This window comes from Bdellovibrio sp. HCB290 (assembly GCF_047305925.1).
Lineage (GTDB): Bacteria > Bdellovibrionota > Bdellovibrionia > Bdellovibrionales > Bdellovibrionaceae > Bdellovibrio.
Genome location: NZ_CP178620.1, coordinates 1,392,122 through 1,418,520 on the forward strand (window position 1 = coordinate 1,392,122; position 26,399 = coordinate 1,418,520).

A 26,399-nucleotide genomic window follows, 5' to 3' on the forward strand; every position below is an offset into this window, starting at 1 on the left:
ACTACAAGTCTCCCGAGATTACGTGCTGACCGACTTTGTTTTGATTTTTTAAATACTGAATTTTTTTGCTTAACCATTCACGCAGATCTGCCTGCGCGCTGCTGGCTTTGAATGCCTTTTCGTAGGAATCCAACGCTAGCGTGGGGCTTCCTTTGAAAGTCTCAAGGATATGAGCTTGTTCAAGAAGATAGTCGACATTGTCTTTTTTGTTCGCAGCGATCAAATCTTTGATCATTGCCAAGGCTTTATCGACCTGACCCTTTTGAGCATATGATTCACTCAAAAGCGTTCCCACATTTAAAGTATACAACTGATCTTTACCCAGTGCAGAGAATTTATCCACTGCGCGACTAAAATCTCCCTCTGAGAAAGCCTTCACTCCCGCGAAAGTTTCGATTTCTGTCGAAGGAATTTGCATGTTCATCGCCTTATCAAAGTAGGGCATTGCTGCTTTGATTCCGTAGTCGTGATAAGTCAGGCGACCTTTTTGATACACGTACGGAGATGACTCAGGTTGAAGCTTCAAGGCTGCATCAATTAGCCACATGGCTTTGTCGTTATAGCCTTTACCGTCAGCACCAACGCTCGCAAGGAACAAGCCCAATGCGCGTGTCTCTTTGCCTTTCGCAAGCTCCAGGCCCAGCTTCTCGACGATATCGTATTGTTTCGCGCCGTAGCAGTTTGCTGCAGTTTCAAAAACATTCATCTTGTCAATTTGGCCGGTCATAACCGCAGACTTGTTGCAGGTCTTGCCTGGGCGAATCTCATAACGAGACACTTTCCCAATGGTCATATCCGCAGACTGAGGAATGAAAACGCCCCATTTGTTTGCCTCAGGGAATTGTGCGATCGGAGTGATCGTTTTATCCACGCTGATGCTGGAGTAGGCGCGTACTGCTGTTGCAGTTTGGCCAACTGTAGATGCCAAAACTTTCAGTTTTGCATCGTTGTCGTTCTTCTTTTCCTGAATCGGATTTGTCAGCTTCGCCAACTCGCCACGCAATTGCTTCTGGTCGTCCGGACTCAAAGAAGCGGGCAGAGGCATGGAAGTCAATGAATCGATATAGTTGCCGTAAACACGGTCGATACCGCGCAAAGCTTCCAATTGCTGGTAAGGATCTTTGGACATTTTCAATGCGCCCACATAAGCAGTTTGCGCTTTGTCCAGTTTTTCTGTTTTGATCGCAAGAACCGTCGCAAATTTCTCTTCGCGTGCTTTTACGCTTTGAGCGATAAATTCTTTTTCCAATACCGCCGCTTGAATCAAGCGGGCAGCAGCACGGGTTTCCTGCGGTACAGAGCGGCCATTGGCTTTCATTGAAAGGTCAAAGGCAGCAGTCAGTTTTCCGGAATCCAAAAGTTTTTGGGCGCGTTCAATCATCGCCTCTGTCGTATAAGGTTCGATACCTTTAGCAGAGATTTGATTTTGTAGTTTGTCGTACTCTGGAGAGTTTTTGTCATTCTTATAAGAATCCAAAAGCTTGCCATAGATACGTTCAGTGGTCTTGTTGTCAGCTGCAGACAGGATACCCATGTAAGCGGAACGGGCGTCTTTCACGCGTTTTTCCATCACATAAATATCAGCCGCCGTTTCCAGGTACTGGTTGCGGGCCTTTTTATCCATGTCAGCAATTTTCACCAATGTCTCAGCTGCTTTCGCAGTCTGGCCGACTTCAGTGTAGGATTTTGCAGCATCTTTCAATGCATCCAGGTTCTTTTTGTCATCTGGATTTTTTTGAGCATACTTAATGGACATTTCAGCAGCATCGAAAACTTTGCCTTCTGTGTACAGAAGACCGATAGCCTGCCATGAAGCATCTTTAGCAAGTTTGGATCCGTCGTGTTCCTTGGCGTAGGCAATCAGCTTTTGTGCAGCCTGATCTTTATCACCATTTTTTGCAAATTCCTGAATTTCAGTGAAGTGAGCTTCTTCCTGAATCTTGTTCATGCTTTTCTTACGATCTGCATCCGTTGTGGATGTCATGATCTGTTTCGAAAAGTCTTTGATTCCAACATAGTCTTTTTTGATATTCAGGATATCCAGAACCAGGTCTTCAGATTTACGGCGGATGTCTGCATTTTCAGCACCTTTGACTGTCGTCAATGGTTTCAGCCATTTTTCTGCTTCTGTATAATTGTTTTCCTGGTAAGCAATGTGGCCCATCTTGAATTTAACCGCAGTGGCATACTTGCCAGTAGGGTGCTTTTCAAGATAGTTCGCAGCAAACTCCTTGCGGAGTGCCTCTTTTTCAGGAGTTGATTTCTTTTCAATGGATTTTTCAGTAGAGAACAGCGCCGCATAGTTGGCGTCATGTTTCATGGTTGCATCAGTCGTTTTGTCGCCGACCATTTTGTATTGAGTTGCAGCCTGTTCGTAATTACCCACCTGGAACAGAAGTTCCGCATAAGCAAAGCGTGTTTTCAAATCCGGTTTCGCAGGATCTTCATTATCCAGCATCAGTTTGAACAACTGCTGAGTCAGGTTGGAGAACTCTGTATTTTGTTTGTTCTTAAGCCAGATATCCCACCATTTTTTGGTCATATCCAGGCTGGTACGACGGAAGGACTCTTCACAAGATGTGATGACTGTGTCTTTCTTTTGCGAAGACTTCCAGGAAGAATCCGCACGGCAAAGATCTGAAGCAATTTGCATATGCTTCAGAACCAGATCACGTTTTTTCAAATTTTCGTTGGCTTCAACCAATAGCAAATGTGATTTCACCACATCCGGACCGTTTGGATGTTGCTCAATGTACTCATCAAGGAACGTATTCATTTCACGTTGGCGGCTGTGAGATTCGTAAAGCTTCGCCAGGTTCATCATCGCCTCACCAAGTTCGTCCTGGTTGGTGATGCCTTCAAAGAAGGAATAAAGTTTATTGGCAGGGTAGGAGTCACCAATGAAAATTGTCAAATCGCGCAAAGCCTCTTTGCGAAGATTGTGACGGTTCGTGGGAACTTCGCCATCTTTAAGTGCAGGATTGTTTTTTACAACCTGTACCAGTTTTTTGATACCACATTCGCTGTCGCGCATGTTGTAGCAGGCCCAAGCGGCCTTATACATACCGTAGGAATAAACACGGCTGTTTGGGAATTTTTCAAGGCGTTCGAATTGCTCAAGAGCTGCGGCAAATTTGCCCTGATCGTAAAGCAATTCTCCCAATGCCAAAGTACCATCCGGTACCAAAGGGGATTTTGGGAATTTAGTCAGAAGACGCTGATAGAGTTCATTAGAACCCTTCATTTGACCCACTTGTTGGTGAGCAAAGGCGTTATTGAATAACACCGCATCCATGTCGCGGAACTTCGGAAAGTCCACTTCAAGTTTTGTATAGATCTTCATCGCGCGTTTAACGGATTCAGTACCTTTTTCATTTGGAATCGGGAAAGGGGAAAGCTTCATCATCGGATTGTCGCGGTTCAAGTCGAAGAAGCGACCTGACTTTGATCTGCGCATGTAAAGCTCGGCAAGGCGATACCATAGGTCCGCCTCACTGGATGATCCTTTATTTCTTTTGATTACACCCTGAAGGGATTCGATCGCTTTGTTTTCTGAGCGAGTGATCATCAGCTCAGAACGCAAAGCTTTCTTTTCGTTTTCACCTTCATCGTTGGACATACGGACTTCTGGGATAAGTCCTTTTTCATTCTTTTCTGCAAAGCACAACAACGAGAATAAATGTATTGCCAGAATTAGCGTTAGCGTCTGCAGTTTCATAATATTAATCCCCTACGAGGGTCACCAATTTCAACTGAGGAAAGCCGGCCATCGAAGCAGTGTACATCACCTTGCGAAGAGTCGCATACGGGAGGTCTCTGTCTGCTTGCAATAGAATTTTACCTTCCTTAACCCATAGTTCCTTTTCGGTAGAATTTTTTGCCAGATGGTCCAGTTTGTCGAACAATGGCTTAATAAAATTCGTATCTGAAGACTCCAGGTCCTGAGGAAGGAAGTCCGCATCTTTCATATCTGCGATTTTGGTCTGGTCGATTTTCAAAGCTTCTTTAGACAATGAGATTTTCACAGCATTTACCGGATTCGCCGTTGTTGCCGACTGTGGCAAGCGGAGACCGTTTTCTGGGATGATCTCAACATCAGATGTGGAATATGATTGCAATAAGAACACCAGAAGGATCGTAAACATATCCGTCATCGACGTGATGTTTAGGGTGAATGTGGAGTTCTTTTTGGTATTTGGATCAAAGCGACGACGGCGTGACATGGGTTAGCCCTCCATCATGTTCGCGAAGATAACTTCAGGAAACATGTACTTGGTTTCAACATTCTTGCCTTGCTTCGTATCGAAGACGGGGAATGTCACTTTATTGTCGCGTGACTGACGGGCTTCATCCATTACTTTTACGATTTCATTGTAAGAGATTTTGCCGTCAGGATTCAGCTCAATTTTGAAAACTTCAGGATGTGCCTTTTTTACTTCAACCAACTTTGCATGAAGTGCCGGCAGATCAAGATGACCGTCTTTCAAAGGAACTGACTCTGTGCTTTCTTTGCCTTCTTTGGTCACAACAACTGTGAAGCCATCTTTTGCATCGACTTCAAGTGCAATCATCGTTGGAGTTTTATCCTGATCATTGCGTTGAATTGCTTCAGAAACAACCTGAGGAAGTTCAGTCTCGATAATCATCATTTGCACGAATGCAGAGGAGACCAGAAGCACCGGCACCAGCTTTACCATCACGGCAAGCAAGGGTGCCAAGTCCAATTCGAACTCACTATTATGGTTAATTTTAATTTTTTTTGCGCGTCTCATATACCCACCCAATTAGAATTAAAGTTCCATCTTGGAAAATGCCCCTGAGGGCTTCAATTAAGAAGCCTTGCCTGGAGCAGATGGAGGCGTTACTGACGGAGCAGCAACATGGTCTGGGAATACGTTTTGACGGGAAAGATTTGGAACGTGTGCAGTTGTCAGCAACTCTGCCAATTTACCGCATTTTTCCATCATCTCTTCCAACAACTCATTTTGACGTGAAGTCAGAACAGAGAAGAACACCATCGCTGGGATCGCAACTGCCAGACCCAAAGCCGTCGTATACATGGATACGGAGATACCTTGTGCCAAAAGTTGTTGTTTCAACGCAGGATCCGCTGCCGCAACCGCTTGGAACGACAGGATCAGACCGTGGATTGTACCTAATAGACCCATCAACGTTGCCACGTTGGCAAGCATGGAAAGGTAGTGCAGGCGTTTAGTGTACAAAGGTACGTTTTCAGACAAAGCGATATCGTGCGCCTGGAAAATAGTGTCGTCATCACGATCAGCTTTTTCAAGGATCGTTTTGAAAGCAGCTGCCAGAGGTTTTTTCTCTAGTTGTGCGCAAAGAAGCAAAGCTTCGTCGTGTTTTTTAGCCAAAACAAGAGTTTGGATTTTACCCATGAACTCATCGACATTCATACCGTACTCTTTGTAGAGCATTTTAGCACGCTCTGCCACTAGTACTAGAGAACCGATACCCGTTAGTAGAATCAACCAGCCAACGACGCCGGACTCATTCATGAACTTTAAGAATGCCATTTGTTTCCTCCTTGGAACCGCCACCGCGAGACCATTTAGTTAATTGTATCGAACCAGTCTCTGGCACCTGGAGGAAACGAACAGCATAGTGCAGACCGGATTTTACGTTTAAACGTTGTTTCGAATAGTTCTTTCGGACAATTTCGCAAAGAACATTAAATGCTACAGGATTGTTTTCAGAAACTCTGAAATGCAGCATGATTTTTTGACCTAAGTAGAGGAGTGGGTCATTCAAAAGGACCAGGGCTCCGTTCTCACTGACGCTCAAAGTGTTCCCGTCAAAGAACGAGTGATCGTTGTGAGCATAGACCGCAGTTTTCAAATCTCTGCGTGGAAATTTTCTTTCAATGAAAGCCCCTGACAGTGAATCCTTGGTTTGGATCAGACGTGCCAAGCGGTCTTTCGAGAATTCTGGAAGCTCCCCAACCAGGGTCCAGTTTTCCAGATGTGGAGCCCAGGCATAGTTATAATCCTGAAGCTCTGAATTTTGGATCATTGTAATCATCGAGCGATATTCGTAGGGACCGTATTTCATGTCCCCACGAAGAATATACCATTGCTCAAGATTCGCTGCTGTAGATTGTTCCCCACCCATTACACAATCCTTTTCTTAGATCTTGATCGATTTCGGATCGAAGTTGATTTTTACGTCTGAACTAGCTGCTGGAATCGCGGTGCCATGGAAAGTGATCGTCATAGTCGTTGCATCATATGTCCAGCCGTTTACTGAATCACGAGCCACGATGCTGCCATTGACAGTCACCACGATGGATTCAGGAATTGGCTCACGAGTCAGCTTAAATGAACTTGAAAGCTGCGCGATAGAGTCAGAGATGATTTCCAGAGTTTGACCGAAATCAGCACAAAGGTCACCGTTGATACCTGCAGTTTTCTGAGTGATCTCGTGGTAGCGTTTTGGGAACTTGTCTGTTCTCAACTGATCACGGCATTGAGTTGTCTGGATCGCGATGTTGGAAACAGAATAGTTTCTGCCATTTGCAATACCGCCAGTATAACCATCCATCCAGTCAATAAAGCTTTGCACTGTATACAAATTCGGATTCGTATAACTTTCATTAAGGGATGAACCTGAATGAGAGAAGTCCTCTTCGTCAGACACAATGATGACTGCCAGGAATGCATCAGGACGACGGAACGTGGAGTTCGCTGGCAAAGCCAAAATATCTTTCATACTTTGGAACGCACGTTCGTCACCAGAACCGTTGATACCTTGTTTAACTGTGTTTACGAAGACAGTTTCAAGGTTTGGAGTGTTTTTATCCATCACATAGTAGCCAGCGTTATTTCTAAGACGGGCGTAGGATGAGCCTCTCCAAGCTTCAGTGGTACCAACCGCCATACGGAAGTCATTGTTGTTGGTTTGAAAGCGTTGGATGAAAGACTTGAAGTTTTCAGCCAGGTTGTTTTGAGAAGTCTGCATGGAGCCGGAGTTATCGATGATCCAAAGGATGTCGATCTTTTTCGGAACATAGGCAGCTTCCTGCTTATAAGAATCGGCGTCAGCGAGGATAGAGTAAGTACCTCCGCTTTTTCCGCAACCAGCAAGCATTGAAATTGCTGAAGCAACTACTACTGATTTGCGAGCGATTTGATTGATCATACGGTTTGCCCTCCTGAGCCCCACCATGTTCGTGATGGATTCAGTTTCGTTTAATTACAGCGAAAACTGAAATTAGCCCCAACCTAGCGATTTTGTTTTTTTATTCAAAATCAGTTTCAAATTGAGGCGCGGTAACTCTTTGAAATCATACGGGGTCGGGTGTTGAACCACAGAAAAAATAATTTTCAGTCGTCAACATTATGGACGTTTTGCGGGAATTAGGTCGGGAAAATGTGCTCTAAGTCTGTGTTTTTTTAAGAACTTCTCAGAAACTGAAGAACTTTTAGACGAAATATTTGAGCTATTTTTCGCCAAGGTTTTGCTCGTTCGAACAAAGTATGACCGCAAAACTTCGCCGAAGTGACAATGAACCCAGCAAATGCGTTGTGAATATCCGTGGCTAAAATTTGTGAAGACAGAAAAGAGTTCGACAAATTCCGCGTTTCAATTATTTTGTCAAACGAGATCATTAAATTTCCATGCGGTGCTTTTATTTTAAAAAACTTTGTGGCAAAGGCAACTCTGGTAACTACTCAGCACAGGCCTTCAAACTACTTTATAAAGTATCTCCGTCACCTGGCGCTAACTACGCTGTTAATGCAATTGCATTGCCAATTCAGAAACTCGTCCTGATTCGCTAATTGATTTACTATTCTACCTATCCGTTGAGATGAACTTAACCAGCAGACCCTAAAATCAGATTGCTGATCCCAGGCTGGTTGTTCAATCCGTTGGAATTACTGTTGCTGCCATTTGGCAGTGAGTGTGGCGCTAATGTAATTGGTAAATTTCAAGAAAAGTGTTGACGGTATTTTTCAATAATTCATTTGCTCTATACTGGTTGATTTCGTCGGAAATGAAATTTTCAATCTAAAGATGCAAATCCCTTCTGTATGAGGCGCTAATGCACTTCTAAGTTGAATTTGTGTTGAGTCAGTCTCTTAGGCAAAAAAGCAAAGTTGAAAATCCATGGTATTGTGCTTGAAATTCCAAGTGGAGAGCTCATGAACTTGAAAGCACTTAATCAAAATGAACTGGATCTGCGAATTAAATCACTGGCGCAAAAAGAGCGTGAAGTATTGCATGAAGTTCTTGAAACGTTGAAAGAAATTGATGCACGTAAAAGCTATTTGAATTTTGGCTTTTCCAGCCTCTTTGAATACTTGGTTCATGGCGTGGGTTATTCCGAAGGAAGTGCTCAACGCAGAATCGATGCCGCAAGGTTGTTGCGGGAGTTGCCGGGTGTAGCTGAAAAAATACAAACTGGTGAAATTAATCTAAGTCAAATTTCCCTTGTTCAAAAGGCGGCGCGCGAGGTGATAAGAACCCGTGCGGCATCGGTCACTGCGGAACAGAAAATGGAAGTTTTGGAAAACCTGGGCAAAAAGTCATACGGACAAACACAACAGCAGGTTGCGGCATTTTTTGATTTGCCGATAGCGCAAGGGACTTACAAGAAAGTCCACGCAGATGAAAGTGTTCGGGTTGAATTTACGCTGACCAAAGAAGCTTTCGCCAAAATCAAGAATGCCCAAGAGATTCTATCGCACGCAGTTCCCACTCAGGATTTGGCCGTTTTCTTGGAATACCTTGCTGATAAAGTTATTAAACAGAAAGCAGGAAGAACAAAGGAAAACGCTCCAGTTCACAAGGCTAATTTTGAATCTAAAGATAAAATGCCAAATATAGCTAATTTGTCTGAGTTAGATGAAGTCACTGCCAACGTGGCGGTGAATATTACAGACAGATCACTAACGTCTGCGAATAAGAGAATTATATTCAAGAAACAACCGTGCTGCCAATGGGTGGACCCGCAATCTGGCCGACGATGTGAAAGCAAATGGCTTTTGCAGATTGATCATAAGCAAAGCCGGTGGGCTCAAGGTTCAAATCAGCTTGGGAATCTTCAAGTGCTTTGCGCCGCTCACAACAAATTGAAGTATATGCGTGAAGCGGGGATTAGGAACATTTCTTGAGTGTTCCTGATTCCTCGGGGCTGGCTGCGAACAGTGCTGCCGGCCACGAGCGACGAGTTTTTCGATGACAGTTTGAGGACCTGCCGATCGATCGACGAGGGGCATACGTGCAAAAGGCGGTGAAAACTCCGGCAGGAAAGGTTACTTTTTAAGCCAAGCTTTGGCTTTTAACCAATAGCCTTCTTTTTCTTCTGTGGAAAGCGCGCCCCAATCGATGCCTTCGGCTTTGGCTAGTTCTACCATCTTGTTGAAGCGTTCTTCGAAGCGGGCGTTGCCTTTGCGCAGGACTTGTTCGGGTTCCATCTGCAAGTGACGGCCTAATTGTGCCAAAGAAAACAGCACATCGCCCAGTTCGTGCTCGATTTCGGAATCGACGTCATTATCCAGGGCTTCGCGCAGCTCATCGAACTCTTCTTCCACCTTCAGCATCACGCCTTCGACGTTTTCCCAATCGAATTTAAACTTTTCAGTGCGTTTGCCTATTTTGTAAGCGCGTTGCAAAGCGGGAAGAGCTGGTACATTCAAGGCATATTCAGGCTTTGCGCCCTTTTCCTGCTTTTTGATCTCTTCCCAGTTCTTAACTACATCCGCAGAGCCAGACACTTTCACATCGCCAAACACATGAGGATGGCGACGGATAAGCTTAGTTGCCACATTTTCAATCACGTCATTCAGAGTAAATGCTCCACGTTCGCTCGCTAATTGCGAATGAAGAAGTACTTGAAAAAGCACATCGCCCAACTCATCTTTCATCTTCTGATCGCGCTCAGCACCTGCGCTTTCAATGGCTTCCACCAGCTCAAAAGTTTCTTCAATTGCGTATTGTGTAAGCGATTCGTGAGTTTGCTCTTTATCCCAAGGGCAGCCGTCGGGACCGCGCAGGCTTGCGACGATCTCGACCAAGGACTCAATATTACGTAAATCAGCAGGAGTTTTTGCCATACAGCGCCTCGACTTTTTGATGGAATCCGCTCTATCTTAGCGCAAACACAGAGTGATTTCGACAATTAAGTTAATTAGCGTTACGCTAACCAGGATAAGGACAACAGTCTTAATACTATGCCTCAGCGTGGAAAAGGTTCTAAGAAAAGTGAGAGTCCAGCAACTCGGGTCAACTACGAGGATCACAGTCTAAAATTCTTGGACTGGGTGGATTCAATTGGCCTCGAGAAGACTTTCTTTGGTCGTGCACTGCACATGCTCGAAGAACGCCTTTTCGTTCGTCGCGCGGCTATGATTTTCCTGTACTGTGTGCTTCTGTCCTACACGATTTTCTATCAATTCGAAGTTCCATACAATTTCAGTGTGGGTGATGTTGTCAGTTTCGATGTGACTTCACCAATTGCTTTCGAAATGACCGACGAGGTCACAACGGAAGAAAAGCGCTTCAAAACAGAAACGGCCGTTCCGGTCGTTTATGACTTCGATACCAGCGTATTTGAACGTGTGTCCCTGGGATTGATTCACTCTTTCCGCTCGATGAGAAATTACCACCGCGAAGCGACTTGGCCAAAACAGCCAGCGGCTTACCGCGCTAAGGTGAAGGATTTCTTCAAGTACAAAAAAGAATTCGAAACAGAGCTGGGAAGCCCGGTTTCAGATTTCATGTACGAGTGGCTGATTGACAACAAATTCAGCGCCCGCATCGAAGCCATCATGATTCGCAACCTGGAAAACTGGTACGAACAAAAAATTGCGGAAGCTCCGGATCGCTTCATTCCTGCAGGTCAAACCACGATCGTTGCCCGCGTCGTTCACAGAAACAACCTGGGTCGTGAGTTCAGTATTGTTCGCAGTGAAGTGGTCGATATTCAGGATCCCGATCATTTCGGTTTGGATGATCGCAAGGACCTGGAGCGCTTTACAGAAGGGGATCGTGCAAATATTCTTTATTTCGCAAGATCACTGCTGGTTCCAAATCTGACTTTGAACAAACAAGAAACTGCAAGCCGTAAACAAGCTGCTCGCGAAGCGGTCATCCCAGTCAATATCACGATTAAAAAGAATCAGGTGATCGTGGCGCAAGGTTCAGTCATCCAGCCATTCCACATGGCAGTGATCAAACAAATTGAAACCATTCAGTCAGACAAGCGCAAGGATTTGGCGGCGTTGGCGATGGCTTTGGTTCTGTCCATGGCAATCATCGTGTTCTTTTCGTATCTGAAGCGTTTTTCCATAAACCAGGTAAAAGTAGAATTCAAAGACCTGGTAGTAATGATGCTGATTGCTTATGGGACAGTTTTATTTACGAAAGTTTATCTGTTCGTCGTGGATGCAGCTTTTATTTCCAAGCTGGGACATCTGCTGCCAGCGACGTTCTTTTTGTATGCAGCTCCGATTGCCACCGGTCCGATGTTAGTTGGTTTGCTAATCACTTCCGGGGAAATCGTCTGGCTGTTCACTGCGTTTATGTCCCTGTGCCTGGGGATCATGGTCGATTATAACTATGCCCTGATGTTGTTCAGCATGATTGGTGGTATTGCTGCCGCTCGCGGAGTTTTCAACTGCAAAACCCGCAACGACATTTACTTTGCCGGTGTTAGAACCGGTGTGGTGAATGCCCTGGTTATCGCCTTTGTACTGACGATGACCCGCTTCGATCAGGAAGGTGCTGCCCGAGAAATTCTTTTCGCGATTCCAGCCGGATTTATCGGCGGGATTCTAAGTTCCCTTTGCGCGATGATGTTCATTCCGTTGCTTGAGTCAGCGTTCAACTACACCACGGACGTAAAACTTTTGGAGCTTTCAAACCTGAATCATCCGCTCCTAAAAGACATGATCGTTAAGGCCCCAGGAACATATCATCACTCGATGATGGTGGGTTCAATGGTGGAGGCCGCAGCCGAAGAGATCGAGGCTAATTCCTTGCTTGGCAAAGTTATGTGCTACTACCACGACATCGGCAAGATGGAGCACGCGAACTACTTCATTGAAAATCAAAAGCCGGGGAACAATCCTCACGATCATATTTCTCCGTTTATGAGTAAAACCCTGCTGATCGCCCACGTAAAAGACGGGGTCGAGATGGGCGTGACTTACAAGCTGGGGAAGCCGATCATCGACGGTATCATTCAGCATCACGGCACCACGTTGATTTCGTATTTCTATAACAAAGCTCTGGATCTAAAAAGAGAAGAAGATCCAGAGATCAGCGATCAGGATTTCCGCTATCCAGGTCCAAAACCTCAATTTCGTGAGGCGGCCTTGTGTATGCTGGCGGATTCCATCGAAGCGGCGGCACGGTCTCTGGACGAGCCGACTCCGGCTCGTTTGCAGAATATCGTCAGAAACATCGTACAAAGAAAATTCTCTGACGGGCAGTTGGACGAGTGTAATTTGACCTTGAAAGACATTTCCAAAGTTGAAGCTGCTTTCATTCGCATCCTTTTGGGTATATACCATCAGCGTATTGATTACCCACGCGCCGCTGGCGGCCAGTTGGGTGAATCCGTACCGACAAACAAGGGATAGAAATGCAGGTTCTTGTTATCAATGAATCCAAACACGCAGTTCCGCGAAAGTTCATTCAGGAATGGATGGACTCCGTCGTGGTTGAGCTTAAAAAACGCAAAGTCATCAATGCGGAAAAGGCTCGTCGTGAATTGACGCTGGTGTTTTTGGATAAAAAGCCTGCACAGAAAATCAATAACGAGTTTCGTGGAAAGGACTACGCCACGGATGTCTTGTCATTTGACTCGATGGATCCCTCCAGTTTCGGCGAGCTTGTTTTGTGTCCCGAAGTGCTGAAAAAACAAGCGAAAGAACACAAGCTGACGTTTCAAAAAGAATTGGGATACATGCTTTTGCACGGAACGCTGCATCTGTTGGGATACGATCATGAGACCAACGAAAAGGATGCGAAAGAGATGTTCGATCTGCAGGACGCTATCTTTGAGCGTTTGCTGCGTAGCCCCACTTGACACGCTGACATTTAGTTATAACTATAGCTGGGTTCGCTGTTAAGTCAGCGAATTAACCGTAGGAAATTAAATGTCGATCATAACGGAATCCTCAGACGTTAAAAAACGTATCACCCAGCTTGAAAGCTTCGCCAAGGAGCTTCGGGGGTATCTTTGACTTAGATAAAAAGAAAAAACGCCTGGATGAGCTGGCGATTCAAGCGGAAAACCCTGCGTTGTGGGGCAAGCCCGATGAAATGCAAAAGCTTAACAAGGAAAAAAGCCTGCTTGATAAAGCCGTGGGCGAGTTTGATTCTTTTACGAGTCGTTTGAGTGATGCTTCCGTACTGTTGGAGATGGCCGCTGAAGCCACCGATGAAGGCAGTTTCGTTGAAGTTAAATCAGAAGTTTCTTCCCTGGAAAAATTAGCTGAAGAATTGGAATTGAAGCGAGTTCTAAACGGCGAGCTTGATGCCAATAGCACTTATTTGTCGATCAATTCTGGCGCCGGTGGGACTGAGTCCTGTGATTGGGCGGAAATGCTTTTGCGCATGTACACGCGGTACGCCGACAAGCACGGCTATAAAACCCAGGTTGTCGAAATGACCGAGGGTGAAGGTGCCGGAATCAAATCCTGCACTCTGCTTATCGAAGGGCCTTATGCCTATGGGTATTTGAAGGCTGAATCGGGTGTTCATCGTTTGGTGCGAATTTCTCCGTTTGATTCGAATGCTCGTCGCCATACTTCTTTTTCCTCCGTTTTTGCCTGGGCAGAAATTGATGATGATATAAATATTGAAATTCGCCCCGAAGATTTGAAAGTGGATACCTACCGCTCCAGTGGTGCCGGTGGTCAGCACGTCAATAAAACAGATTCGGCAGTTCGTATGACTCATATTCCGACAGGCGTGATTGTCTCCTGCCAAATCGAACGTTCGCAGATTCAAAATCGTGAAAAAGCTTTGAAGATGTTGAAAGCGAAGCTTTACGAGCTGGAAGTTGAAAAACGTAATGCTGAAAAAGACGCGATGAATTCCAGCAAAAAAGCCAACGAGTGGGGCTCGCAAATTCGTTCTTACGTTATGCACCCATATCAAATGGTGAAAGATCACCGCACTGACTTTGAAACCAATCAGGTGGATGATGTCATGGACGGTGATTTGGATGGCTTTATTATGGCTTACCTTAAAGATCAGGTGAATCAGGAAGCGAAACCTTCGTGAATAGATCATCTTTAGCCTGGATTTCCTGGAAACTTCTCATTTCAAAAAAAACCATGTTCGGCGGCTCTGCGCCGTTGGCATTGTTCGGTTTGATTTTGGGGGTAGCTTCATTGGTGGTCTCGATGGCGGTGATGAGTGGTTTTGAATCCACTTTGCAATCGGCAATGACAGACGTATCTGGATCAGTGCAAGTGGTGAAACGCTCTCGCTTTCCGGATGACTGGAAAGAACTGGAAGAGCGCATTCGCAAAGCAGAGCCTTCCTTGGTTAGCTCCACTCGATTTGTTTTTGTTGAGGGGATCATGGCCCATAACGGACAAATTTCCGGGGTTCTCATGGAGGGACTCGACAAGGATCGCGTCAATCAGACATTGAATCTGGGAAGTCGTGTGAAAGAAGGTTCGGCGGATTTAAGCGAGCCCTCGGATGTTCCGTTGGCTTTGATCGGTTCGGGACTTGCTAAAAAAATGGGTTTAAAAGTCGGGGATGAGTTTCGCGTCGTTTTACCTATTGCTGATTTGTCGGACCCTTCAAATTTTAAAAGAAAAGTCGGAGTCTTTAAACTTCAAGGTGTTGTGGAGTTGGGTAAATTCGAATGGAATGAACGCATCATCATGATTGATCTGGGTGTGGCCCAGGAAGTGGCGGCAATTGGCGATCGTTATACCGGCATGATGTTGAAGTTCAACGATGCCGACTATGCGCGCAAGGCCAGCCATAATTTAAGTCAGGTTTTGGGATCACCATATTGGGTCCGGGACTGGCGTGATTCTAACGAAAATCTTTTCGATGCAGTGGCAGTACAACGCCCTGCCATTTTCTTTGTGGTGTCTGTGATTATTTTTGTGGCGGCGTTTAATATTTCGTCCACATTATTTGTGAATGTCGTACAAAGATTTAAAGATATCGCCATACTAAAAACTGTCGGCGTCAGTCGCAAAGACGTTGTCAAGATTTTCACCTTTCAGGGGTTGATCCTGGGGGGCGTCGGACTAGCTGGCGGATTTATTTTGGGCTTTATTCTGTGTTTGATGTTTAAGTGGGCGCAAGGTCGCCTAGGTCTTATTTCCGGAGCGGTTTACCGCCTGGATTCCATCGAAGTCAGCATCCGCTTTGTTGATACGGTTGCGATATGCGTGGCTACTATGTTGATTTGTTTTATTGCAACTCTGGCTCCTGCGCGCAGGGGCGCTGATCTTAATCCCATGGGAGGGCTGCGAAATGAATAATCCTGCCAGTAACTTTCTCTCGGTCAGAAATATTCACAAGTCATATCCAAGCGGCAGCGGGGAACTTGAAATTCTTCGTGGTGTAAGCATGGATATCAACGGCGGGGAGGCCTTGGCTATTTTGGGGGCTTCCGGTGCTGGAAAAAGTACACTTTTGCAAATCATGGGAACCTTGGATCGTCCTAACAGTGGTGAGGTGACTTTCGAAGGTCGTGACCTGCTCGCGATGAACGACGAAGAGATCTCGAAGTTTCGTAACGCTGAAATGGGTTTTGTATTTCAGTTCCATCATCTTTTGAGTGAATTCAATGCTGTCGAAAATGTCATGATTCCTTGTCGAGTGGCAGGGGAGTCGCCAAAGACTGCAAAAGAAAAAGCTCTTCACTTGCTGGAGTTCATGGGACTTGCGGATCGCGCGGGTCATTATCCAAACCAGTTATCGGGTGGTGAGTTGCAGCGCATCGCAATTGCTCGTGCCTTAGTTCGCCATCCAAAAATTTTATTTGCCGATGAGCCCACAGGTAATTTGGACTCAAACACCAGCGCCAAAATTCAAGAGTTGTTTTTCCGCCTCAAAGAGGAAATGCAATTGGCCTTGGTCATCGTGACGCATGATCTTACCTTCGCAACACGCTTTCCAAAAGTTTATCGAATGAAAGACGGCCTCTGGGTCTAAGGGGGTCGTTGAAAAACGGCTGATTGCGTCAGTGTGGGCTTTTTTGGTGTACTAGACTTAGGTAGTGGGCTACGATTTCGGAGTTTAAAAGGTAACTATCGAGAAATCTTTGAGATTTTTGAAAATTGAGACCCTGTGTGGGTCCCACTCGGTTGGAGAATTCGAACTTTGATTAAGCTTCTTTGTACTTTGTTATTAGTAACTGCAACGTCAACAGCGATTGCGGCTCCGAAAAAAAAGACTGCTCCCAAGAAAAATGGGACTGCGGTTGCGCAAGCTAAGAATACAGCTTCTGGTCTGACAATTAAATCCATCGAGGTCTCTGGTAACCGCAAGATTGAAAAAGATGCGATTCTTAGCAAGATCACAACGAAAGTTGGCGATGAGTATAAGGCCGAATCAGTGCGTGCTGATGTGCAGGCCTTGTTTGGTCTTGGTTACTTCAACAATATCGAAGTGAATCGTCAGGTTTCAGGTAAAGAAGCCGTGCTGACTTACCAGGTATTGGAAAAGCCTTCCATTGCGGAAATCACTTACGAAGGAAATACCGAAATCAAGTCCGAAGACATCGCTGATGCCACCGGAATCAAAGCTTATCAGCTTTTGAATATGTCCAAAGTAAAAGAAGCGATTGAAAAAGTTCAAAAGCTATACGAGGACAAAGGTTTCTTCCTGGCGCGCGTGGAAGCAGAAGTTCAGGATGTCACGAAAGACGAAACCGTTCGTCTGGTATTTAAGATTCGTGAAAACGACAAAGTTAAAGTTCGTAAAATCACTTTCCTGGGTGCAAAGCACATTTCTGAAACTGAACTGAAGAGCAAGATGTTCACTCAAGAGGGTGGGTTCTTCTCGGGAATGTCTGGTTCTGGTCAGTACAAGCAGGAAGCATTTGATCGCGACGCACAGATCGTGCGCTTCATGTACTTCAATCAAGGTTATGTGCAGGCGAAAATTGATCGCCCGCAAATCACAGTCACACCGGATAAGAAAAATATCTATATCACTTTCAACGTGGAAGAGGGCGAGCAGTACTCCGTCGGGGATGTTGATTTCGCCGGTGATATTTTGTTTCCAAAAGAAGAACTTTATGAAGCAATCAAGATTGATGAAAATGGCGTGTTTTCATTTGAAGTTCTGCAAAAGGACATCAGTGAGCTGACGGCAAAATACGGTGACTTGGGTTATGCCTTCGCCAACGTTATCCCGCGCACGCGGGCCAATGATAAAGAACGCAAAATGGACCTGGTCTTTGAATTCGACAAGGGCCAAAAAGTTTACTTCGGTAAAATCAATGTTGTCGGAAACAGCAAAACCCGTGACAAGGTTGTGCGCCGTGAATTGAAAGTTCGCGAGGGCGAGCTTTACAATGAAACCCGCCGTCGTCAGTCGATGGAAGGCATTCAGCGTCTGGGCTTCTTTGAGGACGTGAACTTCAAGACTTCTGTGGATCCTGAAAAAACCGATGTCATGAACGTCGATATCATTGTGAAAGAGCGTAACACCGGACAAATCCAGTTGGGTGCGGGTTACGGAACTTCCCAAGGTTTCACTTTGCAGGGTTCAGTTCAGCAAACGAACTTTCTGGGTAAAGGTCAAAACCTTGGCGCGAGCTTAAATCTAAGTGGCACGGGCAGTTTTTATAACTTGTCCTTCACTGAGCCCTATTTTAACGACACGGAATGGTTGTTGGGTGGCGATGTTTATCAAAGTATGAATACCGGTCGTATGGACTACGATGAAAATCATACGGGTGCTTCTGTGCGTATGGGGCGACCGATTGCTGAATTCACGCGTGGATTCTTGCGTGCAAAGTACGATAAGTCTGATCTGAAAGAACGTAGAAACGCGGATGGAACTCTGATTACAGATACGGATCTGTTCCCGTTGGATTCTGCCTCTGGTGAAACGATCTCCTTAACAGGAACTCTTGAGTACGACACCCGAAATGACCGTTTCTCGCCGACCAAAGGTATGTTTGCATCGGCCTCTTATGAGTACGCAGGTTTCGGACAGTTGAAATACAACCGTGCCAGCACAAAGTTCAATTTCTTTAGAAATCTCTTCTGGGATGTGACTTGGAGAAATAACCTTCAGTATGCGCGTATTGATGGACTCGATGGCCAGGAAGTACCATTCAATGAGTTGTATCTACTGGGGGGGCCATACTCTTTGCGTGGTTTCAGATCGTACCGTGTGGGTAAAATGAAGTTCTCGCAGAAGATTTATAATGAAAGCATTGCTGATGGGATGACTGCGCAACAGGCGAATATTGAAGCCATGCGTTTTTATGGGGGCACTCAACAGGCATTGTTCCAGACAGAACTGCAGTTTCCATTGGTAAAAGATGCCGGAATCTTCGGTGCGGCTTTCTTTGATATTGGTTCCGCGGACGACGTATTGAATAGTGATACTTTATTCTCTGACATGGGTCTGGGGATCCGTTGGTATTCACCGATCGGGGTGTTGAGATTCGAGTGGGGCTTCCCGCTGAATCGTGACCCGAACTACCACGATGCCTCGGTGTTCGAGTTCTCAATTGGTCCAAGTTTCTAGTTTAAAAGTTTAAGTTAAAAAATTTTAGGGAGGAATTTTTATGAGAAAAATGATTATCGCAGCGACTGTGTTTATGATGGCGGCAGCTGCTCATGCAGCTGAAAGCAAAGTGGGTTTCGTTGATATGCAAAAAGCTATTCAAGCGACTTCTGCTGGTAAAAAAGCAAAAGCGGAGCTTGAAGCTGAATTCAACAAAAAGAAAAAAGATCTTGAAAAGAAAGAAGCTGATCTGAAAAAGATGGGTGAGGATCTTGAAAAGAAAAAATCTGTTCTTTCCGAAGAAGCACTTGGCAAAAAACAAGCTGAGTTTCAGGAAGAAATGATCAAATACCGTGATATCGTAGGCAAAAGCCAAATGGATATTCAAAAGAAAGAGCGCGAGTTGACGGCTCCAATTTTGACTAAAATGAGAACTGTGATCGGCAAATTGGCAAAAGACAAAGGTTACACTTTGGTTCTTGAAAACAACCAGGGCGTTTTGTACTCCACGCCAGAATCTGATCTGACAGAAGATGTGATTAAGGCTTACGAGAAAGAAAAATAGTTTCAAATCTCAAAGGGGCCTCAAAAAGGTCCCTTTTTAAATTTAGTGACCCGTTTTTAAATACGCAGTTAAAATTAGGATATCAAATCCATGGCAAATTATAAAATTCATCCTTCCAGTGTTGTTTCCCCAGATGTCGAGATCGGCGATGATGTTGAAATCGGACCTTATTGCCTTATTCAAGGTAAAGTAAAAATCGGCAAGGGAACCATTGTTGAAGGTCACGTTACACTGGGTTCGCGTTACGGTATTCTGGATATCGGCGCAAACAATCACTTCTGCCCGGGTGCGGTTATTGGTGGAGCTCCTCAGGATATTTCCTACAAGAATGAGCCCACTTCTTTGATTATTGGTAACAACAACATGTTCCGTGAATTCACGACAGTGAACTTGGCGACTTCTAAAGGCGACAAGAAAACTGAAATCGGTGATAACGGCTATTTCATGGCTTACACTCACGTAGGGCATGATTGCAAACTTGGCAATAACGTTATTCTTGCGAACAACACTCACTTGGGTGGTCACTGCGAAATCGCAGACGGCGTGTTCGTGGGTGGTATGAGTGCTTTGAATCAATTCACTAAAGTCGGCAAGATGGCTTTCATCGCGGGCAGTAGTATCGTGAATAAAGATATTATTCCGTTCTGCCGTGCTCAGGGTACCTACGCAACAATTCGCGCGACAAACAAAATCGGTCTGGCGCGTAAAGGTTATCCACGTGAAGAAGTGACGAATGTGCATAAAGCGATTCGTATCATCATCATGGGTTCCCATACGGTTGAAGAAGGCATCAAACGCATTCAAGAAGAATGCACGATGAGTCCGAACATCGAGTATTTCATTAACTTTATCCGCTCTTCGAAGCGCGGTATCGCGGTCGACAGAAGCCCTAAAGGCTGGCAAGAAGATGAGCAATAAACTACGTGGCGCCGTTGTCGGCGTCGGTTACCTTGGTAACTTCCATGCTCAAAAGTATAAAAACAATCCCCATGTGGAATTGGTAGGGGTGTGTGATCACTTCCCGGCTCAGGCAGATAAAATCGCTGCTGAACTGGGAGTAAAGAGTTTCCACCGTCCCCAGGACCTGATCGGTCAAGTGGACTTGGTAACGATTGCAGCCAGCACGCAAAGTCACTATGAAGTGGCGAAGTTGTTCCTGCAAAATGGTATTCACGTGAACGTGGAAAAACCCATCACTGCAACAGTTCCTCAAGCAGAGGAATTGCTGGCATTGGCGGAAAAGCACAAAGTAAAGCTGGCAGTTGGGCATATCGAAAGATTCAATCCTTCTGTTAACGAGCTTAAAAAACACATGAAGAATGTCAGCACGATTGAACTTATCAGAACGGCGCCTTACAAGGCCCGCGGTGCTGATGTCAGCGTTCTGCACGATCTGGCAATTCACGATATGGATTTGTTATTGTGGCTAACAGGCAGTGAAATCGAATCCATGATCGCTTCCGGTACGAAGTTGATTTCACCAGAGCTGGATACAGCTTCGATCTCGTTTAAAATGAAAAATGGCATTCACGGAATCATTACGGTCAGTCGTGTTTCACCAGTTGGACAGCGTTCAATTCGCGTGGTGCAGAATGATTGCACTATTTTTGCGAACACCGGTATTCATGAACTTGAAAAAGTTGAAAAAGGACCGGGTGGTGACGAACTGACCAAAGTCACCAAGTGGACCGTTGAAAAAGCGGATGCCTTGCAAAAAGAAACCGACGCGTTCATCGATGCCGTTTTGAATGACAAAACTCCGGTGGTAACGGGTCTGGATGGTTTGAAAGCGCTTCGCGCGATCGAAGACATTCAAAAGATGATTGGTAAATAAATGGATCAAGTATTGTTCGTGGCCGCCGAGGCCTCCAGTGTTACATATGCTCAAAGAATTCTTGAGACCTGGAAAAAGCAGGGAAGAAAAATCCATGCTTTCGGCGTCGGCAGTCAGGACATGGAAAACTTAGGCTTCGAACGCCTGGGTAAATCCGAAGAAATGGCGGTCGTGGGAGCTGCAGAAATTATCAACTCCTACAGTCTGCTAAAAGGCGTCTTTGACAGCCTGGTGGCCGAGGCTGAAAAACGCCGCCCTAAAGTAGCTATCGTGATGGACTATCCGGAATTCAACCTGATGCTTGCAAAGAAACTGCACGCACTGGGAATCCCGGTGGTTTATTATATTTCCCCGCAAGTCTGGGCTTGGCGCAAAGGCCGGGTTAAAACTATTAAAAAATACTGTAAGAAAGTTTTCGTTCTTTTCCCATTCGAAGTTCCCTTCTATGAAGAGCACGGAGTTGCCGTTGATTTCGTGGGTCATCCTTTGTTGGATGAGTTGGACGAACGCCTGATTGATGATGCGGCATACTTAAAGACCCATCGCAATCAAGTGGGTATTCGGGATGATGAAATCGTTCTGGGATTGATGCCCGGAAGTCGCAGACTGGAACTGAAACAGCATTTTCAGATTCAGTTGGATGCCGCGCGAATTCTATCTAAAAAATACAGCAATCTAAAAATCGTCATTTTGACGGCTCCGACATTTACCAAAGAGAAAATGCAGGAGTATCTGGAAGATTTCAGGTTGCCTTACATCCTTCTGAAGGATGAACCGTTTCGCATGATCCACCTGGTGGATATGATGCTAGTGGCTTCGGGAACGGCGACATTGCAAGTGGGGCTGCTGCAAAAACCGATGGTTATCATGTACAAAATGAAGTGGTTGACCGGTGTGTTTGCCAAAATCTTTGTGCGTGGAACCAAGTACTTCGGCTTAGTGAATTTGATTCTAAATAAAGAAGCTGTTCCAGAGCGTTTCCAGGGAGATGTGACTGCTGAAAATATGGCAGCACTTCTTGACCGCTACATCACAGACAAAGCCTATACCGCGGAAGTTAAAAAAGATCTGGCATCCCTTCGCTCTTACCTGGGTGATAAAGGTGCAACTTCACGCGTGGTAAAATCACTGGATGAGTACCTGACTCTATGAAGCCATTTTTAAAACCACTTTCATTTCTATACGATCGCATTGTTGGGTTTAAAAACTCGCTCTATGATCGTGGAGTTCTAGGGGCTTACAAGGCGCCTATGAAAGTGATCAGTATTGGAAATTTGACGATGGGTGGGACAGGTAAAACTCCCATCACGGATTACTGTTTGAAGTCTTTGGTCGGAGACCACAAGAAAGTCGCAGTGGTTAGTCGTTCTTACCGTGCGGATGCGTCGGCATCCGTTCGGGTGGATGTTACGCATCCCCATGCTGCTCGTTATTACGGGGATGAACCCGTGCTTTTGGCGCAGGCCAATCCTGAAGTCACAGTTTTTGTTGGCGACAGTAAGTGGCAGACGGCAGAGTATTCCACCAAGAACTATGGTCCCTTTGATGTAATCGTAGTGGACGATGGTTTTCAGCACCGCAAACTGCACCGTGATTTGAATATTGTTATTCTGGATGCAACTGAACCATGGAGCAACTATCAGGTTGTTCCCGAGGGCCGTGCTCGTGAATCCTGGGAAGGCTTGCAACGTGCGGATGTGATTCTGTTCACTAAGTGCAATCTGGCCGATGAAAACAGTCTGAAGGTTGTTCAGGATCACCTGCCTTCGGGTAAAGAAGTTCTGTATTTCGGTTACGATATCGTCGACTTGAACAACGGCACCGAAACAGTTTCAACGGATATGTTGAAAGGCCAGTGTATCTTCCTGGTTTCAGCTATTGCCCGACCTGATGTTTTTGAAAAGATGATGCGCTCTTACGGTGAGATCTGTAAAAAGAGTGTGCACTTCCGCGATCACCATCAATACACGGAAGCAGAGGCTCAAAAGATTTGGGCAGACTTTAAAAAGTCGGGTGCTGATTATCTTGTGACAACCTCCAAGGATGCGGTGAAATTGCGTCGTCTGTTGCCGGAGCCCGAAAAGCTTTGGAGCACCAATTTACAGGTGACGGAATTTGGAAGCAAAGGACGTCTGCATGAAATTATTGGCCAGCTTTTTAACTAAAATCGGCATTTTCCTAAGCAGCATTTTGCCCCGTAAAGTTCAGCGCCTCTCCGGTTCCTGGATTGGGTTTCTGTGGTGGGATGTATTTGGTTTTAGAAAAAAGATTGTCATCAATAACTTAAAAGTCGCGTTTCCTGAATGGACCGAGGCTCAACGAAAAAAAGTGGGCCGCGAGTCGGTTTATCAGCTGGGTTATAATTTCGGAGAGTTCTTTTTTATTCCCAACATGACTCGCGAGTGGGTCGATAAGAATGTAGTGTTCGAAGGTCTGCAAAACTACGAACAGGCCATTGCCAATGGCAAAGGTTTCTTCTATTTGACTTTGCATCTTGGCAACGGGGACTTGGGTGCCAATGCTTTAAGCGTAATTGGTCAAAAGATTCATATTATCTCTAAAAGTTTTAAAACCAAATGGTTCAATGACCTGTGGTTCTCTGTGCGTGGTGCGCAGGGTGTGAAGTACATCGAAGCCCATGGACCTAACAATGCATTCGAAATTCTCAAAGCGTTGAAGCGCAACGAAGGCTTGGTGTTCGTTCTTGATCAATACATGGGAAAACCCTTCGGTGTTGCCACTACGTTTTTTGGCAAACGCACGGGTACGGCCTATGGTCTGGCTTTGTTTGCGCAGAAGACGAAAGCACCTGTGCTGCCCATTTATACCTATGAGGGAAATGACGGGAAAGTTCATTTGGTGATTGAGCCAGCTATGGACTTGAGCCCATCAATCGTTGAAGATAAAGACCAGAGTATCGCGAACATCACTCAGGCATTCACAGATAAGCTTGAGCAAATTGTCAGAAAGCATCCAGAACAATGGATGTGGGTCCATAGACGTTGGAAGGATTTTTAGTGGGTAAGTTTTCGATTGCAGCAAGTCTTTTCGCTTTGTCGATGTTGTCGGCATGCTCAACTTCGTTTTTGAAATACGAAAAGGCTGACAAGCTTGGAACAATTGACGAGTTTGAAAAAGCAGTAAAGATCGAAGAACCACCAGCTGCACCTGCAGAAGCCACGGAGGTTCCTGCGGTACCAACAGAAGCTGCTAAGCCAACAACAACGGCAGACAAAAAGACTACTGTCGGTACTGGTGCAAAGACTCCTAAATCCGAGAAAACTGAAAAGAAACCGGTCGCAGCCAAGGCTGAAACAAAATCCAAATCAGAAAAAGGTAAGAAGGCCGCTGCAGCTTCCCCAGTTCGCCGTCAGCCAGAACTTGAAGATGATGCTGGTTTTGATGGACGCCGTCCTTTGGTGGACCCCTTCCGCATAGGTGAAGTGGTCAAGCACGACGTCTCCTATTTTAAAATGTCAGCAGGGGAGCTGACATTCAGTACTCTGCCTATGGCTACCGTGAACGGCCGCAAGTCATACAAGCACAATATCGCGATCAAAACGATTTCCTTGTTCGCTTCAGTTTATACTGTTGAAGACAATGTTGATATTTTCATGGACTACGCTGATGTGGTGCCGACAGTCTTTGAACTTCATGTCAAAGAATCCGGTCAGCTTCGCGAAGCAAAGATGCTTTTTGATAACGTCAAGAAAATGGCTACTTACTGGGAAAAGAAAGTGACCAAGAAGGACGGCGAAGAAGAAAAGCGCGAGCAGTGGGAGATCGAAGAGTACGCGCAAAACGTGTACAGCGCGATTTACTACATGCGTATGTTCCAATGGGAAGTGGGCAAAGAGTATTCCTTCCGCGTTTCAAACGATAAGGAAAACCTGGTTTTCTCGGGCAAAGCGATTCGTAAAGAAGTTCTGGATACAGAACTGGGCCCGATGAAAGCCATCGTGGTGCAGCCAAATATTATCTTGAAGGGTAAATTCAAACCCATCGGAGAAAACCTGATCTGGTTGTCTGATGATGAACATAAGTACATCTTAAGGATCGAAGCGAAAATCAAAATCGGTACACTGGTATCTGAAGTCGTTTCAATCAAACCAGGTAAACTTCCTTAAGCCCGTTGATCGCGAGCTATGCGAGTTGCGGCAAGAGTCTCAATGACTTTTGCCAGAACCAGATTCTGGGCCAGCATTTTGTAGAATGAATTCTGTTCTATCTCTAACAGAACAGTATCCCGTTGAGTTGTGACGGTGGCCGTGCGAACTCCCCCTGAAACCAGAAGAGAGATCTCGCCAAAACAAGTTCCTTGATTCAGAACATTAATGGTCTGTCCTTTTTGGCTGATTACGACAGAGCCTTGAATGATAATGTAACAAGTGTTTCCGCCCTGACCTTCCTGAAAAAGCACCTGATTGGCCGGTGCCTGTACCAGACGGCCTGTGAAGATTAAAGCATCCAGACTGTCAGTGGGAATGTCCTTAAAAAACGGAGAGGAAAGCAGGGCCTGCATCACCCAGAAGCGATGCTGCAAAGCCTGGGCTTTGTCTGACTTGATCAGATTGTCATATTCAGGCAAGTGATGCACACGCAGAACTTCAGAAGCACTGCTGGTGATAACATCCGCATTGCGGGGTTGGTTTAACAGAAATCCCCGCTCGCCGAACAAGGCGCCGGCGCCCAGGGTTGCTACCAGTTGTCTTCGCGTTTCAGAAAGCACTTTGTAAATCGATGCCTGGCCTTTTAACAATACGAAAAGATCCCGGCTGCTTTGTCCCGAGTGGGTGATGCGAATATTGGGTGGCACTGAAAAGACAGTCGCTTTTTGCAATAGATAGTTCGCTAAAGAAGGTTCCAAAGAACGAAAAAAAGGCAAAGTTGAAGGATCAGGTTTAACCTGTTTTCCATTCATCACGTCAATGGAGCTAAAAACCAACGGGGAGTCGTCTGAGTTCACCTGTTTAAAATATTCAATGATGCTTTGATTGGCGATCAGACGCTCGTGAACTAAAAACTGCATTAAGCTATACAGCTCACGAAAGCTGACCAGCCATCCTTGTCCCAGAAAGAAATGAACCAAGCCTTCGATGGAGACGCCATTTTTAAGCACTTCCAGATAAGAAAACTGCAGAGCGTTCAACTCAAAGCTGCCCAACCCCGACGACAACGTCAGGGTCCCACCCTGAGAGTGTTTCAGAGTTTTAAATGGCTTTAGTTGGATCACTTCACGTTCGATTTTCATGCACTCATCTTATCGGTCAAAGTCGGGCTTTTTTGCCGCGGCCAAGGTCCTGAAAA

Annotated in this window: 23 protein-coding genes; 15 read left to right on the forward strand and 8 right to left on the reverse strand. The window is 45.5% G+C overall.

The window, feature by feature from the left end; translation table 11 throughout:
* Position 1 precedes the first annotated feature (1 nt).
* From ACLVWU_RS06875 to ACLVWU_RS06900, 6 genes are read right to left on the reverse strand one after another with little or no spacing between them, the layout of a single operon-like run.
* The gene (locus tag ACLVWU_RS06875; RefSeq protein WP_413578249.1) at positions 2-3,718 is read right to left on the reverse strand and encodes a tetratricopeptide repeat protein; all 3,717 of its coding nucleotides are present in this window, start codon (positions 3,716-3,718) and stop codon (positions 2-4) included.
* A gap of 4 nt (positions 3,719-3,722) precedes the next feature.
* Positions 3,723-4,223: an ExbD/TolR family protein gene (locus ACLVWU_RS06880; protein ID WP_413578250.1), complete on the reverse strand. Its 501-nt coding sequence runs from the start codon at positions 4,221-4,223 to the stop codon at positions 3,723-3,725.
* Positions 4,224-4,226: 3 nt separating this feature from the next.
* Positions 4,227-4,772 carry an ExbD/TolR family protein gene (locus ACLVWU_RS06885; protein ID WP_413578251.1) on the reverse strand — a complete coding sequence of 182 codons (546 nt, stop codon included), beginning with the start codon at positions 4,770-4,772 and terminating at the stop codon, positions 4,227-4,229.
* 57 nt (positions 4,773-4,829) lie between these two features.
* Complete coding sequence (locus ACLVWU_RS06890) at positions 4,830-5,537, reverse strand: MotA/TolQ/ExbB proton channel family protein (protein WP_413578252.1); 708 nt, start codon at positions 5,535-5,537, stop codon at positions 4,830-4,832.
* Entirely contained in the window at positions 5,512-6,132 is a 621-nt protein-coding gene (locus tag ACLVWU_RS06895; protein WP_413578253.1) for a PilZ domain-containing protein, read from the reverse strand. The genes ACLVWU_RS06890 and ACLVWU_RS06895 overlap by 26 nt, the downstream gene beginning before the upstream one ends.
* Before the next feature lie 15 nt (positions 6,133-6,147).
* Positions 6,148-7,158, reverse strand: a complete 1,011-nt coding sequence (locus tag ACLVWU_RS06900; protein WP_413578254.1) for a hypothetical protein — start codon at positions 7,156-7,158, stop codon at positions 6,148-6,150.
* Positions 7,159-7,637: 479 nt separating this feature from the next.
* On the opposite strand from ACLVWU_RS06900, the gene ACLVWU_RS06905 reads away from it, so the two are divergent.
* Positions 7,638-7,799, forward strand: coding sequence for a hypothetical protein (locus ACLVWU_RS06905; RefSeq protein WP_413578255.1), 162 nt, complete (start codon positions 7,638-7,640; stop codon positions 7,797-7,799).
* Between the two features lie 363 nt (positions 7,800-8,162).
* Entirely contained in the window at positions 8,163-9,134 is a 972-nt protein-coding gene (locus ACLVWU_RS06910) for an HNH endonuclease (protein ID WP_413578256.1), read from the forward strand.
* A 141-nt stretch (positions 9,135-9,275) separates the two neighbouring features.
* Here the strand turns inward: ACLVWU_RS06910 and mazG are convergent, their stop codons facing one another.
* The gene (gene mazG / locus ACLVWU_RS06915) at positions 9,276-10,076 is read right to left on the reverse strand and encodes a nucleoside triphosphate pyrophosphohydrolase (protein WP_413578257.1); all 801 of its coding nucleotides are present in this window, start codon (positions 10,074-10,076) and stop codon (positions 9,276-9,278) included.
* A gap of 117 nt (positions 10,077-10,193) precedes the next feature.
* Between mazG and ACLVWU_RS06920 the strand changes: the two genes are divergently transcribed.
* From ACLVWU_RS06920 to ACLVWU_RS06980, 13 genes are all read left to right on the forward strand, one after another.
* Positions 10,194-12,605: an HD family phosphohydrolase gene (locus ACLVWU_RS06920; RefSeq protein WP_413578258.1), complete on the forward strand. Its 2,412-nt coding sequence runs from the start codon at positions 10,194-10,196 to the stop codon at positions 12,603-12,605.
* A gap of 2 nt (positions 12,606-12,607) precedes the next feature.
* Positions 12,608-13,054: an rRNA maturation RNase YbeY gene (gene ybeY / locus ACLVWU_RS06925; RefSeq protein WP_413578259.1), complete on the forward strand. Its 447-nt coding sequence runs from the start codon at positions 12,608-12,610 to the stop codon at positions 13,052-13,054.
* 70 nt (positions 13,055-13,124) lie between these two features.
* Positions 13,125-14,256, forward strand: a protein-coding gene (gene prfB, locus ACLVWU_RS06930) for a peptide chain release factor 2 (protein ID WP_413578260.1) whose coding sequence is annotated in 2 segments (ribosomal slippage) — positions 13,125-13,205 and positions 13,207-14,256 — 1,131 coding nt in all. Because the reading frame shifts where the segments join, the coding sequence is not laid out codon by codon here.
* A complete protein-coding gene (locus ACLVWU_RS06935; protein ID WP_413578261.1) occupies positions 14,253-15,485 on the forward strand; it encodes an FtsX-like permease family protein in 1,233 nt (410 codons plus the stop codon). The genes prfB and ACLVWU_RS06935 overlap by 4 nt, the downstream gene beginning before the upstream one ends.
* On the forward strand, positions 15,478-16,161 hold the full coding sequence (locus ACLVWU_RS06940) for an ABC transporter ATP-binding protein (RefSeq protein WP_413578262.1): 684 nt from the start codon (positions 15,478-15,480) through the stop codon (positions 16,159-16,161). Before ACLVWU_RS06935 ends, ACLVWU_RS06940 begins: the two co-directional genes overlap by 8 nt.
* A 168-nt stretch (positions 16,162-16,329) precedes the next feature.
* Entirely contained in the window at positions 16,330-18,714 is a 2,385-nt protein-coding gene (gene bamA / locus ACLVWU_RS06945; RefSeq protein ID WP_413578263.1) for an outer membrane protein assembly factor BamA, read from the forward strand.
* Between the two features lie 40 nt (positions 18,715-18,754).
* Positions 18,755-19,258, forward strand: coding sequence for an OmpH family outer membrane protein (locus ACLVWU_RS06950; protein WP_413578264.1), 504 nt, complete (start codon positions 18,755-18,757; stop codon positions 19,256-19,258).
* 90 nt (positions 19,259-19,348) lie between these two features.
* The gene (gene lpxA, locus ACLVWU_RS06955) at positions 19,349-20,176 is read left to right on the forward strand and encodes an acyl-ACP--UDP-N-acetylglucosamine O-acyltransferase (protein ID WP_413578265.1); all 828 of its coding nucleotides are present in this window, start codon (positions 19,349-19,351) and stop codon (positions 20,174-20,176) included.
* Positions 20,166-21,092: a Gfo/Idh/MocA family protein gene (locus ACLVWU_RS06960; RefSeq protein WP_413578266.1), complete on the forward strand. Its 927-nt coding sequence runs from the start codon at positions 20,166-20,168 to the stop codon at positions 21,090-21,092. The genes lpxA and ACLVWU_RS06960 overlap by 11 nt, the downstream gene beginning before the upstream one ends.
* Positions 21,093-22,244 carry a lipid-A-disaccharide synthase gene (gene lpxB, locus ACLVWU_RS06965; RefSeq protein ID WP_413578267.1) on the forward strand — a complete coding sequence of 384 codons (1,152 nt, stop codon included), beginning with the start codon at positions 21,093-21,095 and terminating at the stop codon, positions 22,242-22,244.
* Complete coding sequence (gene lpxK, locus ACLVWU_RS06970) at positions 22,241-23,257, forward strand: tetraacyldisaccharide 4'-kinase (protein ID WP_413578268.1); 1,017 nt, start codon at positions 22,241-22,243, stop codon at positions 23,255-23,257. Before lpxB ends, lpxK begins: the two co-directional genes overlap by 4 nt.
* Complete coding sequence (locus tag ACLVWU_RS06975; RefSeq protein WP_413578269.1) at positions 23,229-24,110, forward strand: lysophospholipid acyltransferase family protein; 882 nt, start codon at positions 23,229-23,231, stop codon at positions 24,108-24,110. Before lpxK ends, ACLVWU_RS06975 begins: the two co-directional genes overlap by 29 nt.
* Positions 24,110-25,219, forward strand: a complete 1,110-nt coding sequence (locus ACLVWU_RS06980; protein WP_413578270.1) for a DUF3108 domain-containing protein — start codon at positions 24,110-24,112, stop codon at positions 25,217-25,219. The genes ACLVWU_RS06975 and ACLVWU_RS06980 overlap by 1 nt, the downstream gene beginning before the upstream one ends.
* Here ACLVWU_RS06980 and ACLVWU_RS06985 read toward each other — a convergent pair.
* Positions 25,216-26,343 (reverse strand): cyclic nucleotide-binding domain-containing protein, encoded by a 1,128-nt coding sequence (locus tag ACLVWU_RS06985; protein WP_413578271.1) that lies wholly within the window; start codon positions 26,341-26,343, stop codon positions 25,216-25,218. The two genes, ACLVWU_RS06980 and ACLVWU_RS06985, sit on opposite strands and share 4 nt — an antisense overlap.
* Positions 26,344-26,399: the final 56 nt, after the last annotated feature.

Bases quoted from the DNA above. Each gene is read 5' to 3' on its own strand.
- lpxA (WP_413578265.1), top strand. From the start codon at position 19,349: ATGGCAAATTATAAAATTCATCCTTCCAGTGTTGTTTCCCCAGATGTC.
- ACLVWU_RS06960 (WP_413578266.1), top strand. From the start codon at position 20,166: ATGAGCAATAAACTACGTGGCGCCGTTGTCGGCGTCGGTTACCTTGGT.
- ACLVWU_RS06975 (WP_413578269.1), top strand. From the start codon at position 23,229: ATGAAATTATTGGCCAGCTTTTTAACTAAAATCGGCATTTTCCTAAGC.
- ACLVWU_RS06880 (WP_413578250.1), bottom strand. From the start codon at position 4,223: ATGTCACGCCGTCGTCGCTTTGATCCAAATACCAAAAAGAACTCCACA.
- ACLVWU_RS06890 (WP_413578252.1), bottom strand. From the start codon at position 5,537: ATGGCATTCTTAAAGTTCATGAATGAGTCCGGCGTCGTTGGCTGGTTG.
- ACLVWU_RS06950 (WP_413578264.1), top strand. From the start codon at position 18,755: ATGAGAAAAATGATTATCGCAGCGACTGTGTTTATGATGGCGGCAGCT.
- ACLVWU_RS06910 (WP_413578256.1), top strand. From the start codon at position 8,163: ATGAACTTGAAAGCACTTAATCAAAATGAACTGGATCTGCGAATTAAA.
- mazG (WP_413578257.1), bottom strand. From the start codon at position 10,076: ATGGCAAAAACTCCTGCTGATTTACGTAATATTGAGTCCTTGGTCGAG.
- lpxK (WP_413578268.1), top strand. From the start codon at position 22,241: ATGAAGCCATTTTTAAAACCACTTTCATTTCTATACGATCGCATTGTT.
- ybeY (WP_413578259.1), top strand. From the start codon at position 12,608: ATGCAGGTTCTTGTTATCAATGAATCCAAACACGCAGTTCCGCGAAAG.
- ACLVWU_RS06920 (WP_413578258.1), top strand. From the start codon at position 10,194: ATGCCTCAGCGTGGAAAAGGTTCTAAGAAAAGTGAGAGTCCAGCAACT.
- lpxB (WP_413578267.1), top strand. From the start codon at position 21,093: ATGGATCAAGTATTGTTCGTGGCCGCCGAGGCCTCCAGTGTTACATAT.
- ACLVWU_RS06885 (WP_413578251.1), bottom strand. From the start codon at position 4,772: ATGAGACGCGCAAAAAAAATTAAAATTAACCATAATAGTGAGTTCGAA.
- ACLVWU_RS06875 (WP_413578249.1), bottom strand. From the start codon at position 3,718: ATGAAACTGCAGACGCTAACGCTAATTCTGGCAATACATTTATTCTCG.
- ACLVWU_RS06900 (WP_413578254.1), bottom strand. From the start codon at position 7,158: ATGATCAATCAAATCGCTCGCAAATCAGTAGTAGTTGCTTCAGCAATT.
- ACLVWU_RS06940 (WP_413578262.1), top strand. From the start codon at position 15,478: ATGAATAATCCTGCCAGTAACTTTCTCTCGGTCAGAAATATTCACAAG.
- ACLVWU_RS06895 (WP_413578253.1), bottom strand. From the start codon at position 6,132: ATGGGTGGGGAACAATCTACAGCAGCGAATCTTGAGCAATGGTATATT.
- ACLVWU_RS06985 (WP_413578271.1), bottom strand. From the start codon at position 26,343: ATGAAAATCGAACGTGAAGTGATCCAACTAAAGCCATTTAAAACTCTG.
- ACLVWU_RS06905 (WP_413578255.1), top strand. From the start codon at position 7,638: ATGCGGTGCTTTTATTTTAAAAAACTTTGTGGCAAAGGCAACTCTGGT.